Source organism: Streptomyces sp. NPDC047017, from assembly GCF_040644175.1.
Taxonomy (GTDB): domain Bacteria; phylum Actinomycetota; class Actinomycetes; order Streptomycetales; family Streptomycetaceae; genus Streptomyces.
Genome location: NZ_JBEYVW010000019.1, coordinates 87400 through 101191 on the forward strand (window position 1 = coordinate 87400; position 13792 = coordinate 101191).

The following is a 13792-nucleotide window of genomic DNA, read 5'->3' on the forward strand; positions in this document are numbered from 1 at the left end:
CCGCGCGCCCCTGCGTCCAGCGTTCCGGAGGGGGCCGAAGCCCCGCGAGGAGGATGAACGTGCGCCTGAGCCTGACCGTCGTCGACCCGCTCGGCGGTGCCAGCGCCGACGTGGTGCTCGACGCCGATCCGGAGTCGACCGTGGGCGACATCACCCGCGAGCTGGCCCAGCAGATCGGTCCGGGCGGCGGCGGTGCGCAGGTCATCTCCCTGCGGGGGCACGCCCAGGGAGTCCACCAGGGCACCGCCGGGGCACCGCAGGCGTACGTCGACGGCTACCCCCTCGATCCGGACGCCAACATCGCCGGGTCGCCGCTGCGCGAGGGCGCCGTCGTCAGCCTGTACGACCCCGCGGGCTGCCTCTTCGGCGAGCCCACCGGCGTCGTGGAGTTCCGGGTGGCCGGCGGCCCGGCGGCCGGGACCGTGCACCGGCTCGGCGTCGGCCGGTACGACATCGGCAGCGGACCGGCCGCGCAACTGCGCGTCGACGATCCCGAACTGGGCCAGCGGGCCGCCACGTTGTCCATCGCCATCGACGGCACCTGCGAAGTCAGCCTCCACGACCTCCCGGACGACCGCCGCGAGAACAGCGGCACGACCGGCAGAACCGACACGCCCCGCACAACCGGCACAACCGGCAAGCAGGCCAAAGAAGCCGAGAAGAAGAACAAGAAGAACAAGAACGACAAGAACAAGGAAAAGAAGAAAGAGGAGGAGAAAGGCCGCGCGCAATCCCGAGCCGGCGGCAATCCCCTCCCCCGCCTCGACGGAGAGACCTTCGACGGCGGTTCCTGGCCCCTGGGCGCGCAACTCGCCCTCGGCAACAGCCTGCTGGAGATCGCGGCGTACACCCCGCCGAACGCGGCCCTGAAGTGGTCCGAGGACGGTACCGGCCTCGACTACAACCGGCCGCCGCGGCTGCGGCCGGCCGAGCGCAGGACCGAGTTCCAGCTGCCCGGTCCGCCCGGTGAGTACGAGGCGCGGCCGCTGCCCTGGCTGATGGCGCTGTTCCCGCTCGTCGGCGCGGTGGTCTCGGTGCTCGTCTTCGGCCGCTGGTACTACCTGATCATGGCCGTGATGAGCCCGGTCATGATGGTCGGCAACTACGTCATGGACAAGAAGCACGGCCGGACATCGCACGTCAAGCAGGTCAAGGAGTACAAGGAGCACAAGGAGCGGATCGAGCAGGACGCCCAGGAGGCCCTGGTGGCCGAGCGCGCCGACCGGCGCCAGGCCATGCCCGACCCGGCCGCGGTGCTCGCCTTCGGCACGGGCCCCCGGACCCGGCTGTGGGAGCGCAGGCGCACCGACGCCGACCACCTGCTGCTCCGCGTCGGCACCGGCCGCGTCCCCTCCGAGGTCGTCCTCAACGACCCGCAGCAGGACGACCACAAGCGGAAGGTCACCTGGTTCCTGGAGGACTCCCCCGTCGCCCTGCCGCTGAAGGACCTCGGGGTCGTCGGCATCGCCGGGCCCGCGGACTGCGCGCGGTCCCTGGGCCGGTGGGCGGTCGCCCAGGCCGCGGTCCTGCACAGCCCCATGGACGTCCAGTTCTACGTCCTCACCGAGAACGACGCCCACCCGCGCTGGGACTGGGTCCGCTGGCTGCCCCACGCGCGGCCGCCGGGCGGCCAGGACGTCAACGTCCTCATAGGCACGGACTCCGAGACCGTCGGCGCGCGCGTCGGTGAGCTGACCCAGCTGCTCGCCGCACGGCAGAAGGCCCTCCAGGAACGCGGACGCGGCAGCGACGGGCCCGCCTTCGCCGACCCGGACATCGTCGTCGTCTGGGACGGCTCCCGCCGGCTGCGCTCGATGCCGGGGGTCGTACGGCTCCTGCGGGAGGGCCCGGCCGTCGCCATGTACGCGATCTGCCTGGACGAGGAGGAGCGGTTCCTGCCCGGCGAGTGCCAGGCGGTCGTGGTCGCCGAGCCGCGCCGCGCGGACGGCAGCGCGGGTGGCGCGGCGGCCAGCGCCGTGCCGCAACCCGCCGCCGGTGGCTTCCCCTCCTTCCACGCCTGGCACCGGACGGCCGCCCAGCCCTCGCCGGAAGGCCCGGAACAGGCCCTCGAACTGCGGCTGCGGGTCGAGCAGAGCGGTTTCCTGCGCAGGACCGACGTCCGGCCCGACTTCGTCTCCCCGGCCTGGTGCGCCCGGCTGTCCCGCGCGCTGTCCCCGCTGCGGGACATCAGCGGCGAGACCGAGGACTCCGCGCTGCCCGCCGCCAGCCGCCTGCTGGACGTGCTCCAGCTCGAACCGCCCACGCGGGACGCGATCGCCGCCCGGTGGCGGGCGGGCGGCCAGTCGACGATGGCGGTCATCGGCGAGTCGTACGACGGCGCGTTCGGCATCGACATCCGGCGCGACGGCCCGCACGGCCTGATCGCCGGTACCACCGGCTCCGGCAAGTCCGAGCTGCTGCAGACCATCGTGGCCGCCCTCGCCGTGGCCAACACGCCCGAGAACATGACCTTCGTGCTCGTCGACTACAAGGGCGGCTCGGCGTTCAAGGACTGTGTGAAACTGCCGCACACCGTCGGCATGGTCACCGACCTCGACGCGCACCTCGTCGAACGCGCCCTGGAGTCGCTGGGTGCCGAGCTGAAGCGGCGCGAGCACATCCTGGCCGCCGCGGACGCCAAGGACATCGAGGACTACCAGGACCTGGTGCGCCGCGATCCGTCGCACGCGCCGGTCCCCCGGCTGCTCATCGTCATCGACGAGTTCGCCTCGATGGTGCGCGACCTGCCGGACTTCGTCACCGGCCTGGTCAACATCGCCCAGCGCGGACGTTCGCTCGGCATCCACCTGCTGCTGGCCACCCAGCGCCCGAGCGGTGTCGTGTCGCCGGAGATCCGGGCCAACACCAACCTGCGCATCGCGCTGCGGGTGACCGACGCGGGCGAGTCGACCGACGTCATCGACGCGCCCGAGGCCGGGCACATCTCCAAGAGCACACCGGGCCGCGCCTACGTCCGCCTGGGCCACGCCTCGCTGATCCCCTTCCAGTCCGGCCGCGTCGGCGGGCGCCGCCCGGGCGCGGCCGACCCGCGGACGCTGGCGCCCTGGGTGAGCCCGCTGGCCTGGACCGACCTCGGACGCGCCATGCTGCGCAAACCGAAGTCCGAGGCGCGCGAGGACGACGAGATCACCGACCTCAAGGTGCTGGTGGACGCCGTCCGGGAGGCCGACCGGGCGCTCGGCATCCCCGCCCAGCACTCTCCGTGGCTGCCCGCCCTGGAGGACACCCTGCTGCTGGACGACATCCCGGCGGTCCGCTCCCAGGGGTCGCTGCCCGCCGCCCCGTACGGCATGGAGGACCTGCCCGCCGAACAGGCCCGCCGTCCGGTGGCCGTGGACTTCGCCGCCTTCGGGCACCTGCTCGTCGGCGGCGCGCCGCGCTCCGGCCGCTCCCAGCTGCTGCGCACCATCGCGGGCTCGCTGGCCCGTACGCACTCCTGCGCCGACGTCCACCTGTACGGCGTCGACTGCGGCAACGGCGCCCTGAACGCCCTGACCCGGCTGCCGCACTGCGGCGCGGTCGTCGGCCGCAACCAGGTCGAGCGTGTCGTACGCCTGTTCACCCGGCTCACGGCCGAACTGACCCGCCGCCAGGACCTGCTGGCGGACAAGGGCTTCGCCGACATCGGCGAGCAGCGGGCCGCGGCCCCCGAGGAGGAGCGGCCGGCGCACATCGTGCTGCTCCTTGACCGGTGGGAGGGCTGGCTGCCCACGCTCGGCGAGTACGACCACGGAGACCTGACCGACCAGCTCTTCGCGCTGATGCGCGAGGGCGCGAGCGTGGGCATCCACGTCGTGATCACCGGCGACCGCCAGATCCTGGCCGGCCGGATCGCCTCCCTGACCGAGGACAAGTACGGTCTCCGGCTGGCCGACCGCGGCGACTTCTCCATGCTGGACATCAACGCCCGCAAGGTGCCGGAGGAGATCCCGCCGGGCCGTGCCTTCCGCAACGAGAGTGCGGCGGAGACGCAGTTCGCCCTGCTCTGCGCGGACACCACCGGCCAGGGCCAGGCCGCCGCGCTGGGCGCGATCGGTGACGCGGCGGCGGCCCGGGACGCGGACGTGCCGCGTGCCCGCCGCCCGTTCCGGGTCGACGTCCTGCCCGGCCGCATCTCCTTCGCGGACGCGTGGGCGATGCGCGACCCGGCCGCCGGTGCCTCCCCGCTGTGGGCGCTGGTGGGGGTCGGCGGTGACGAGCTGACCGCGTTCGGGCCCGATCTGGCCCGCGGCGTCCCGGCGTTCGTGATCGGCGGTCCGGCGAAGTCGGGCCGCAGCACCGTGCTGATGAACTTCGCGCGCTCCCATCTCGCGCAGGGCGTACGCCTGGTGCTGGCCGCCCCCCGGCCGTCGCCGCTGCGCGAACTGGAGGGCACGCAGGGCGTGCTGCGGGTGTTCACCGGCCGTGACATCGACGAGGACGAGCTGGAGGAGGCCATCGGGTCGGCCACGCCCGAGCAGCCGATCGTCGTCCTGGTCGACGACGCCGAGGTGCTCGACGACTGCGACGCCGAGGACGTGTTCAAGCGCATCGTCCAGCGCGGCGCGGAGGAGGGGCTCGCCGTCGTCATCGCCGGTGACGAGGAGGAGGTCGGTGACGGCTTCTCCGGCTGGCAGGTCGAGGCGAAGAAGGCCCGGCGCGGCATCCTGCTCTCCCCGCAGGACACCTCCGCGGGCGAGCTGATCGGCATCCGCACCAACCGGAGCATGGTCGGCGGCCCCGTCACACCGGGCAAGGGCATGCTGCACCTGGGCAGCGGCGAGTTCACGACGGTCACGACACCGCTGTAGCGGCGGTGCCCGTCACCCCGCCTTCGAACAACCGCGCCCGCGGCGTCCCCTCCCCCGGGCTCCCCCGTGCTCCCCCGTACGCCGTCCCCGTCCTCCGGCCCACCCCGGCAGGGTGGTGGCGCGGGCGGGCGGCGCACCGGGGGTTCCGGGGCCCGGGCGGGGTGCGCTACGGCCGCAGCAGGTCCACCTTCACGTCCGCCGGGAAGCCCGTGGTGGGGCCGACCCGGCGGGCGAACTCCGCGACCGCCGCGAGCTGCGGCGCGCCGAAGCGGAAGTCGAGGGTGGTGAAGTACCGCTCCAGGACCTTCTCGTCGAACGCCTCCCAGCGGGCCGCCTGCTCGGCGACCTTGCCGACCTCCTCCAGGGAGAGGTTGCGGGAGGCGAGGAACGCCTCGTGCACCTTGCGGGTGATCTCCGGCTGCCGCTCCAGGTAGTCGCGGCGCGCCGCCCAGACGGCGAAGACGAACGGCAGGCCCGTCCACTCCTTCCACAGCTGCCCGAGGTCGTGCACGTCCAGGCCGTAGCGCGGGCCGTCGTGCAGGTTGGCGCGCAGGGCCGCGTCGCCGATGAGCACGGCCGCGTCCGCCTCCTGCATCATCACGCTCAGGTCGGGCGGGCAGGTGTAGTAGTCCGGCGTCACCCCGTACCGCTCGGCGAGGAGCAGCTGGGCGAGGCGGACGGAGGTGCGGGAGGTCGAGCCGAGGGCGACCCGGGCGCCGTCGAGCCGGTCCAGCGGGACCTGCGAGACGATCACGCAGGACATCACCGGGCCGTCGCAGCCGACCGCGATGTCGGGGAAGGCGACCAGATCGTTCGCGTTCTTGAGGAACTCCACGAGGGTGACCGGCGCGACATCGAGTTCGCCCCGCACCAGCCGCTCGCTGAGCTTGTCCGGGGTGTCCTTGGTCAGCTCGAAGTCGAGGAGGGTGCCTGTTCTCGCGAGCCCCCAGTACAGGGGCAGGCAGTTGAGGAACTGGATGTGGCCGACGCGCGGCCGGATGCGAGAATTGTCCACATCGCGAGACTAGACCCTGGCCCGCGGGGCCCCGCCGCCACCCCCTCGCCCGGCGGCGTACCGTCCGGCTCGCGCGACGGCGGGCCCTCCGGCTCACCCGGTCGGCGGCTTCGCCGCCCTCGTCCGTCGGAGCCTCTGCGTCAACCTCTGACCAGAGCCTTCAAACATCCGGGTGACGTGATCTTGACCTCTATTGCTTTCCGGTAGCCGCATGCTAGGCTCACCAGCAAGTTGCAGTTTTGGTTTCCCTTGCAGTACAGAGCCTGCGGAGCATGTAACCGCGGGCTCTGGTCGTTTTCAGACGTATGCAGTTGTGCGGCGATCTCGTTTTCACACTTGCAGGTTCTGGAGCAGGGCGACCCTTTGAGCCCAAGGAGGGCTTATGGCTACCGGAACCGTGAAGTGGTTCAACGCCGAAAAGGGCTTTGGCTTCATTGCCCAGGAAGGCGGCGGCCCCGACGTCTTCGTCCACTACTCCGCGATCAACGCGACCGGTTTCCGCTCCCTCGAAGAGAACCAGCAGGTGTCCTTCGACGTCACCCAGGGTCCGAAGGGCCCGCAGGCGGAGAACGTCACCCCGGTCTGAGCGTCCCGCGCGCAGTAACCGATCTGATTGCAGTACCCAAGGAGCCCCGCGCCGTCAGGCAACGGGGCTCCTGCCTTTTCCCCGATTCCGATGCGGGCTTCCGCACTTCCGCCCTTCCGCACTACTGGGCTTCCGCACTTCCGCCCTTCCGCACTACTGGGCTTCCGCACTACCGGGCTTCCGCACTACTGGGCTTCCGCACTACCGGGCTTCCGCGTGAATTCTTCGCGAACTCCTCCGGTCGCGGCGGATCGGCACCCGCTCCCTCCCGTCCGGGTCCGGGCCCCGGAAGGTCAGGCCCTAGCCTTGCCGGGTGACTCTCGATGATCTGCGGGTGTTCGTGGCCGTGTGCCGGGCGGGCAATCTCAGCGCCGTGGCCCGGGACCTGGGCTGCACCCAGTCGGCGGTGAGCCAGCACGTGAAGCGGCTGGAGCGGGAGACCGGCGTCAGCCTGCTGGAACGCCAGCCCCGGGGGGTCGTGCCCACCCCGGCCGGGCGGATCCTGCGGACGGCCGCCGACGAGGGGATCACCGGCCTGGACCTGGCGCTGCGGCGGCTGCGCGACCTGGCGGACGGCGAGACGGGCTCGGTGCGGGTCGCCACCGGCGCGACGACCGTACGGCACTTCCTGGCGGACGCGGTCGTCGCCTTCCGGCAGCGCTACCCCAGGGTCAGCCTGGAGTTCTTCACGGAGAGTTCGAGCCGGGGCTGCTTCGACGCGCTGGCCGGCAGCGAACTGGACCTGGCCTGGGTCACGCTGGGCGCGCCGGTGCGCGGGATCGAGCAGCGCGCCGTGGTGGAGCTGCCCTGGGTGCTGGCGGTACCGGCCGGTGACCCGCTGGCGGACCGGGCCCACGTGGACGCCGGGGAGCTGCGGGACCTGCGGCTGATCCGGCTGCCGCCGAACTCCACGTCGGCCGCCCATCTGGACGCGGCCTGCGCCGAACTGGGCGTCCGCTTCGGCTCGGACACCAGCGTGGCCGACTGGGACACCGCGTTCCTGCTGGCCGAGCTGGGGGTGGGCCGGGCGCTGGTGCCCGCGCTGCCCGGCCACGGCACGGCGGGCGGCCCGCTGCGGCTGGTCCCCGTGCCGAGCCTGCGGCCGCTGTCCGTGGGCTGGGCGGTCCGCCGCTGGGACGCGCTCAGCCCACCGGCCCGGGCGTTCGCCCAGACGGTCGTGGAGTCCTGCCACGGCCTGCCCGCCACCCCAGGACCGTCGGCCTCCCTCACCCCCCGTACAACCCCTCCACCTCCCGCGCGAAGTCCCGCAGGACCGCCTCCCGGCGCAGCTTCATCGACGGGGTCAGGTGGCCCGCCTGTTCGGTGAAGTCGACCGGCAGGACGGTGAAGCGGCGGATGGACTCGGGGCGGGAGACCAGCTTGTTGGCCTCGTCCACGGCACGTTGCAGGACGGCCGCGAGGTCGGCGTCGTCGGCGAGGAGTTCCGGGGGCACGGGGTGCTTGCCGTTCATCCGGCGCCAGTGGGTGATGCCGTCGGGGTCCAGGGTGATCAGGGCGCTGATGTAGGGGCGGCCGTCGCCCAGGACCATGCACTGGGAGATCAGCGGGTGCGAGCGGAGCCAGTTCTCCAGGGGCGCCGGGGCGACGTTCTTGCCGCCCGCGGTGATCAGGATCTCCTTCTTGCGGCCGGTGATCGTCAGATGGCCCTCGTCGTCCAGGCACCCGAGGTCGCCGGTGGCGAACCAGCCGTCGTGCGTCGCCGGGGCCACTCCGGTGCCGTTCGGGTCCCAGTACCCGCGGAAGACCTGGCCCCCGCTCAGCAGCACCTCGCCGTCCGCGGCGATCCGCACCCGGGTGCCGGGCAGCGGCCAGCCGACCGTGCCGAGGCGGGGCCGGTGCGGCGGGGTGACGGTCGCCGCGCCCGTGGACTCGGTGAGGCCGTAGCCCTCGTAGATGTCGATGCCCGCGCCGGTGTAGAAGGCGGCCAGCCGGCGGCCCAGCGGGGAGCCGCCGCAGATGACGTGGCGCAGCCGGCCGCCGAGGGCGCCCCGGATGCGGCGGTAGACGAGGGGGTCGTAGCAGGCGCGGGCCGTCTTCAGGGAGCGGCCGGGGCCGGGGCCCGAGCCGTCCCTGCGGGCCTCGGCTGCCTCGGCGTAGCGGCGGGCGACCGAGGCGGCGCGGTCGAAGGAGGCCACCCGGCCGCCGCGTTCGGCCGTCGCCCGCGCGTTGTTGTAGATCTTCTCCAGCATGTACGGGATGGCCAGCAGGAAGGTGGGCCGGAAGCTCGCCAGGGCGTCCAGCAGGTCCTCGGCGGCCAGGCTCGGCGCGTGGCCCAGCCGTACCCCGGCGCGCACGCAGGCGACGGCCACCATGCGGCCGAAGACGTGCGAGAGGGGGAGGAAGAGGAGGGTCGCGGGCTCCTCGGACTCCTTGTCCCGGAAGACCGGGTAGAGGAGTTCGATCGCGTTGTCGACCTCGGCCAGGAAGTTGCCGTGGCTCAGGGCGCAGCCCTTGGGGCGGCCCGTGGTACCCGAGGTGTACACGAGGGTGGCCAGGGTGCCGGGTCCCAGGACGCCGCGGCGTACGTCGGTCTCCTGGTCGGGCACGGTCGCGGTGCCCCGTTCGGCGAGGCGGTCGAGGTGGCCGTGGTCCATCACCCACAGGTGGCGCAGGCCCGGCAGCCGGTCGCGCTGCGGGCCGAGGGCGGCGGCCTGGCCGGCCGTCTCGGTCACCAGGGCCACCGCGCCGGAGTCCTGGAGGATCCAGCGGACCTGGAAGAGGGAGGAGGTGGGGTAGACGGGGACCGTGACCAGGCCGGCGGCCCAGGCGGCGAAGTCGAGCAGCGTCCACTCGTACCGGGTGCGGGCCATCACCGCGATCCGGTCGCCGGGCGCCAGGCCCTCCGCGACCAGTCCCTTCGCCAGGGCGAGCACCTCGGCGGCGAACTCCCGCGCGCTGACGTCGTGCCACTGCCCGTCCGCGTCCCGGCGGCTCAGGACGCGGCGGCCGGGGTCCGCGGCGGCGTTCTCGAACGGCAGGTCGGCCAGCGAGCCGTGGGTGGCCCGGCCGACCAGCGGCGGTACGTACGCCTCGCGCACCCGGCCGTCCAGCCGCCGGGTGCGCGGCTCGACGGGGTACGGGCCGTCGGGGCGGCCCTGGCCGGAGCCGGAGCCGGGGCCGAGGTCGGGACCGGAGTGGAGACCAGGGTCGAGACCGGGGCCGGGGCCGGGTTCGCCCGCGTAGGGCGAGGGCGACGACGAGTACGAGATGGGCATGGCAGCTCCTGGGGCCTGTAGCCGCGCGCCGCGCGCCGCCGCATGGGGTACGCGCGGTACGGACCGGGTGGTTCACCGGTGGTGCGTTCACCGGTGGTGCGTGCGCGGCTGTGCGGGCCTTGGGTGTTACCGCCGGTTGCCACCGGGATCGTACGGCTCGCTCATGGGGAGTCCGTGCGGGTTCGGGGCGGGTTGTACGTCGGTTGGGGGCCGGGGGTGTGCAGTCCTGGCGACGGGGCCCGGCCGCCGGTGGGCGGGCTGTGCGGTCTCGCGGACCGGGCCCCGGCCGCCCGCGGGTGCCCGGTCAGGCGCGTTCCAGGATCGCCGTGACGCCCTGCCCGCCCGCCGCGCACACCGAGATCAGGCCGCGGCCGGGGCCGTCGCGGTCGGCGAGCAGCCGGGCCAGGGTCGCCACGATCCGGGCGCCGGTGGCGGCGAAGGGGTGGCCGGTGGCGAGGGAGGAGCCCGTGACGTTGAGGCGGGCGCGGTCGACCGGGGCCAGGCCGCGCTTCTCCCAGGCCGCCAGGGTCGCGAGCACCTGGGAGGCGAACGCCTCGTGGATCTCGACCAGATCGAAGTCCTCGATGCCGAGCCCGGCGCGCTCCAGCATGCGCGGGACGGCGTACGCGGGCGCCATGAGCAGTCCGTCCTCGCCGTCGGCGACGTCGCCGCGCACGAAGTCCACGGCGGCCGTCTCGTACGCCGTCAGGTAGGCCAGCGGTACCAGGCCGCGGGCGCGTGCCCACTCCTCGGAGGCGAGCAGCACGGTGGCGGCGCCGTCGGTGAGCGGGGTGGAGTTGCCCGCGGTCATCGTGGGGCCGGGGCCGTCCAGGCCGAACACGGGCTTGAGGGCGGCGAGTTGGTCCACAGTGGAGCCGGGCCGCAGGTTCTGGTCGCGGGACAGGCCGCGGAAGGGGACCACCAGATCCTGGAAGAAGCCGCGTTCGTAGGCGGCGGCGAGCCGCTGGTGGCCGGCGGCGGCCAGTTCGTCCTGGGCCTGGCGGGTGATGCCCCAGGCGCGGGCGGTCACGGCGGCGTGCTCGCCCATGGACAGGCCGGTGCGCGGTTCGGCGTTGCGCGGGATGTCGGGGACGAGGTGTCCCGGACGCACCCTGGCGAGCGCGCGGAGCCGGGCACCGGGCGTCTTCGCCCGCCGGGCCGCCAGCAGGATGCGGCGCAGGGTGTCGTTGACGCCGAGCGGCGCGTCGCTCGCGGTGTCGGCGCCGCCCGCGACCGCGGACTCGGTCTGGCCGAGGGCGATCTTGTTGGCGGCGGCGATCACCGCCTGGAGGCCGGTGCCGCACGCCTGCTGGACGTCGTACGCCGGGGTCCGCGCGTCCAGCGCCGAGCCGAGGACGGTCTCACGGGCCAGGTTGAAGTCGCGGGCGTGCTTGAGGACGGCTCCGGCGACGAACTCCCCTACCGCGCCCAGCTCCTGGAGCGCGTACCGCTCGACGAGGCCGTTCAGGGCGGCGGTCAGCATGTCCTGGTTCGAGGCGGTGGCGTACGGGCCGTCCGCGCGGGCGAAGGGGATGCGCGCACCGCCGACGACCGCCACCCGGCGGGCCTGGCGCGCGGCGCGGGTCCGGGGCCCGGTCCGGGTCCGGGTCCGGGCACAAGGGAACTCATCTCGACCTGCTCCTCACCCGTGACGTAGGCTTACCACCGGTAACATTACTCCAGAGTAAGCAAGAGTGGACCCAGGGGAGACGGCACATGGCCGACCGCTATCTGAGCTTCACCGGCACCGCACCCGGCCGCTTCCTCACCCGCCGCCTCGGCCTGCCCCAGCCCGCCGCCCTGCACCGCTGGTCACCCGGACGCCCGGCGCTCGACGGCCCGCTGCTGCGCCGGACGGCGGGCACCTCCGCCCTGGGTCCCGGCCTCGCCGCCGTCCTGGCCCGCACCGGACTGCCCGCCGCCGAACAGGGCCCCGCCGCGGACCAGGGCCCCACCGGTGACGAGGGCCCCGCCGCCGGTGGCCGGGCCCCGGCCGCCGTCGTGCTGGACGCCACCGGCGTCCGGGACGTGCCCGCGCTCGCCGGGGTGCACGCCGCGCTGCACCCGGTGGTCCGGTCCCTCGCCCCGAGCGGCCGGGTGGTCGTGCTGGGCGCCCCGCTGGCCCCGGACGACCACCACCAGGCCGCCGCCCAGCAGGCCCTGGAGGGCTTCACCCGCTCGCTCGGCAAGGAGATCGGCCGCGGCAGGACCGTCAATCTGGTCCGGCTCACCGACGCCTGGGCCGCCGAGTCCACCCTCCGCTTCCTGCTCTCCCCCAGGTCCGCCTACGTCAGCGGCCAGGTCGTCCACGTCGGAGCGCAGGAACCGGCCGCCCCCGACGACTGGGAACGCCCCCTGGCCGGGCGCACCGCGCTCGTCACCGGCGCCGCCCGGGGCATCGGCGAGGCGGTCGCCGAGACCCTCGCCCGGGACGGCGCCCACGTCGTCGTACTGGACGTCCCGGCGGCCGAGCGGGACGCCTGCGCGGTCGCCGCCCGCCTCGGCGGCACCGCCCTCGCCCTGGACATCACCGCCGCCGACGCGGGCGACCGGATCGCCGCCGCCCTTCCCGAGGGCCTGGACGTGCTGGTCCACAACGCGGGCATCACCCGTGACCGGCGGCTGGCGAACATGCCCGCCGAGCGCTGGAGCCAGGTCCTCGACGTCAACCTCGCGAGCGTGCTGCGCACCACCGACGCGCTGCTCGCGGCCGGTGCCCTGCGCCCCGGCGGGCGGATCGTGGCCACCGCCTCCATCGCGGGCCTGGCCGGCAACGCGGGCCAGACCAACTACGGCGCGAGCAAGGCGGGCGTCGCCGGACTCGTCCGCGCCCTGGCGCCCCGCGCGCTGGCCGGGCACGGGGTGACGGTGAACGCGGTCGCGCCCGGGTTCATCGAGACGAGGATGACCGCCGCGGTGCCGCTGTTCCTCCGCGAGGCGGGCCGCCGGATGAACTCCCTCGGGCAGGGCGGCCTGCCCGTGGACGTCGCCGAGACCATCGCCTGGCTCGCCCACCCGGCCTCCGGCGCGGTCAACGGCCAGGTCGTCCGCGTGTGCGGGCAGAGCCTGCTGGGGGCGTGAGGCCATGACCGCCGCCGACCCGCACGACCGCACCGACCCGCACGACCGCGCCGACCCGGGCGACCGCACCGATCCGGGCGACCTCGCCGACCCGGGCGACCTCGCCGCCCCGCACGACCGCGCCGCCCCGGGCGACCTCGCCGATCCGGGCGACCGCGCCACCGTCGTCCTCCCCCGCTCCCCCGCCCTCGCCCCGCTCCTCGCGCGCGGCGCCCTGCGCTCCCCGCGCAAGCGGCCGTCCCCCGGCGCGCCCTTCCCGCGCACCCGGCTCGTGCTGCCGTCCGTCCGTGTGGACCTCGCGCGGCTGGCCGCCTACGAGCGGGTGTGCGGCTTCCCGACCGGCACCGGCGCGCTGCCGATCACCTGTCCGCACGTGCTGGGCTTCCCGCTCGCCATGCGCCTGATGAGCGACGCGGCCTTCCCGCTGCCGCTGCTCGGCCTGGTCCACACCTCCTTCGCCGTCACCCGGCACTCCGCCCTGCCGGTCACCGGGACGTACGAGCTGTCCGTGCACGTCGCCGGTCTCGCACCGCACCGGCGCGGCACCGAGGCCACCGTCGCCACCGGGCTGCGGGCGGCGGGCGGCGAGGTGGTCTGGGAGTCGGCGAGCACGTATCTGGCACGCCACCGCACGGCAGGGGAGGACGGCCGCGCGAGCGATCACGCGGAGCCCGCCCCGCCCGAGGACCCCCACTCCGAAGGGACCCGCGCCGAGGCCACCCCCCTGCCCACCGTCGACGAGTGGCACCTGCCCGGTGACCTGGGGCGGCGTTACGGTGCCGCGTCCGGCGACCGCAACCCCATCCACCTGCACCCGCTCACCGCCCGCCTGTTCGGCTTCCCCCGCGCCCTCGCGCACGGCATGTGGACCGTGGCCCGCTGCCTCGCCGCCCACGGCACCCCCGAAGCGGCCGCCGTCCGGGCCGAGTTCAGGGCGCCGGTGCTGCTGCCGGGCACGGTCGTCTACGCCGCCGACGGCAGCGGCCGCTTCGCACTGCGGGCGGCGCGGGGCGGGCGGCCGTACGTGACGGGCGAGGTGACGGCGCCGGCCGGGCGGCGGTGA

7 protein-coding genes and 1 pseudogene are annotated in these 13792 nt (G+C 74.4%); 5 read left to right on the top strand and 3 right to left on the bottom strand.

All coding sequences use genetic code 11. From position 1 onward, the window contains the following. The first annotated feature begins 59 nt into the window (after positions 1–59). Positions 60–4811 carry an FtsK/SpoIIIE domain-containing protein gene (locus tag ABZ858_RS28365; protein WP_361384531.1) on the top strand — a complete coding sequence of 1584 codons (4752 nt, stop codon included), beginning with the start codon at positions 60–62 and terminating at the stop codon, positions 4809–4811. A 166-nt stretch (positions 4812–4977) separates the two neighbouring features. Here the strand turns inward: ABZ858_RS28365 and ABZ858_RS28370 are convergent, their stop codons facing one another. After that, complete coding sequence (locus ABZ858_RS28370; protein WP_361384534.1) at positions 4978–5826, bottom strand: menaquinone biosynthesis protein; 849 nt, start codon at positions 5824–5826, stop codon at positions 4978–4980. 382 nt (positions 5827–6208) lie between these two features. Here ABZ858_RS28370 and ABZ858_RS28375 point away from each other — a divergent pair, with 382 nt between their 5' ends. Continuing rightward, complete coding sequence (locus ABZ858_RS28375) at positions 6209–6412, top strand: cold-shock protein (RefSeq protein ID WP_004984723.1); 204 nt, start codon at positions 6209–6211, stop codon at positions 6410–6412. 313 nt (positions 6413–6725) lie between these two features. Next, complete coding sequence (locus ABZ858_RS28380) at positions 6726–7739, top strand: LysR family transcriptional regulator (RefSeq protein ID WP_361384538.1); 1014 nt, start codon at positions 6726–6728, stop codon at positions 7737–7739. Here ABZ858_RS28380 and ABZ858_RS28385 read toward each other — a convergent pair. Together ABZ858_RS28385 and ABZ858_RS28390 are read right to left on the bottom strand one after the other, a co-directional pair. Next, on the bottom strand, positions 7639–9648 hold the full coding sequence (locus ABZ858_RS28385; RefSeq protein WP_361384541.1) for an AMP-dependent synthetase/ligase: 2010 nt from the start codon (positions 9646–9648) through the stop codon (positions 7639–7641). The two genes, ABZ858_RS28380 and ABZ858_RS28385, sit on opposite strands and share 101 nt — an antisense overlap. Before the next feature lie 304 nt (positions 9649–9952). After that, a pseudogene (locus tag ABZ858_RS28390) lies at positions 9953–11218 on the bottom strand (acetyl-CoA C-acetyltransferase); the annotation flags it as partial. A 146-nt stretch (positions 11219–11364) separates the two neighbouring features. Between ABZ858_RS28390 and ABZ858_RS28395 the strand changes: the two are divergent. Beyond that, the gene (locus tag ABZ858_RS28395) at positions 11365–12729 is read left to right on the top strand and encodes a 3-oxoacyl-ACP reductase (protein ID WP_361384544.1); all 1365 of its coding nucleotides are present in this window, start codon (positions 11365–11367) and stop codon (positions 12727–12729) included. 4 nt (positions 12730–12733) lie between these two features. Further along, positions 12734–13792 carry a MaoC/PaaZ C-terminal domain-containing protein gene (locus ABZ858_RS28400; RefSeq protein ID WP_361384546.1) on the top strand — a complete coding sequence of 353 codons (1059 nt, stop codon included), beginning with the start codon at positions 12734–12736 and terminating at the stop codon, positions 13790–13792.

Excerpts from the sequence above, each read along its gene's own strand:
- ABZ858_RS28375 (WP_004984723.1), top strand. The coding sequence starts at position 6,209 with ATGGCTACCGGAACCGTGAAGTGGTTCAACGCCGAAAAGGGCTTTGGC.
- ABZ858_RS28385 (WP_361384541.1), bottom strand. The coding sequence starts at position 9,648 with ATGCCCATCTCGTACTCGTCGTCGCCCTCGCCCTACGCGGGCGAACCC.
- ABZ858_RS28395 (WP_361384544.1), top strand. The coding sequence starts at position 11,365 with ATGGCCGACCGCTATCTGAGCTTCACCGGCACCGCACCCGGCCGCTTC.
- ABZ858_RS28400 (WP_361384546.1), top strand. The coding sequence starts at position 12,734 with ATGACCGCCGCCGACCCGCACGACCGCACCGACCCGCACGACCGCGCC.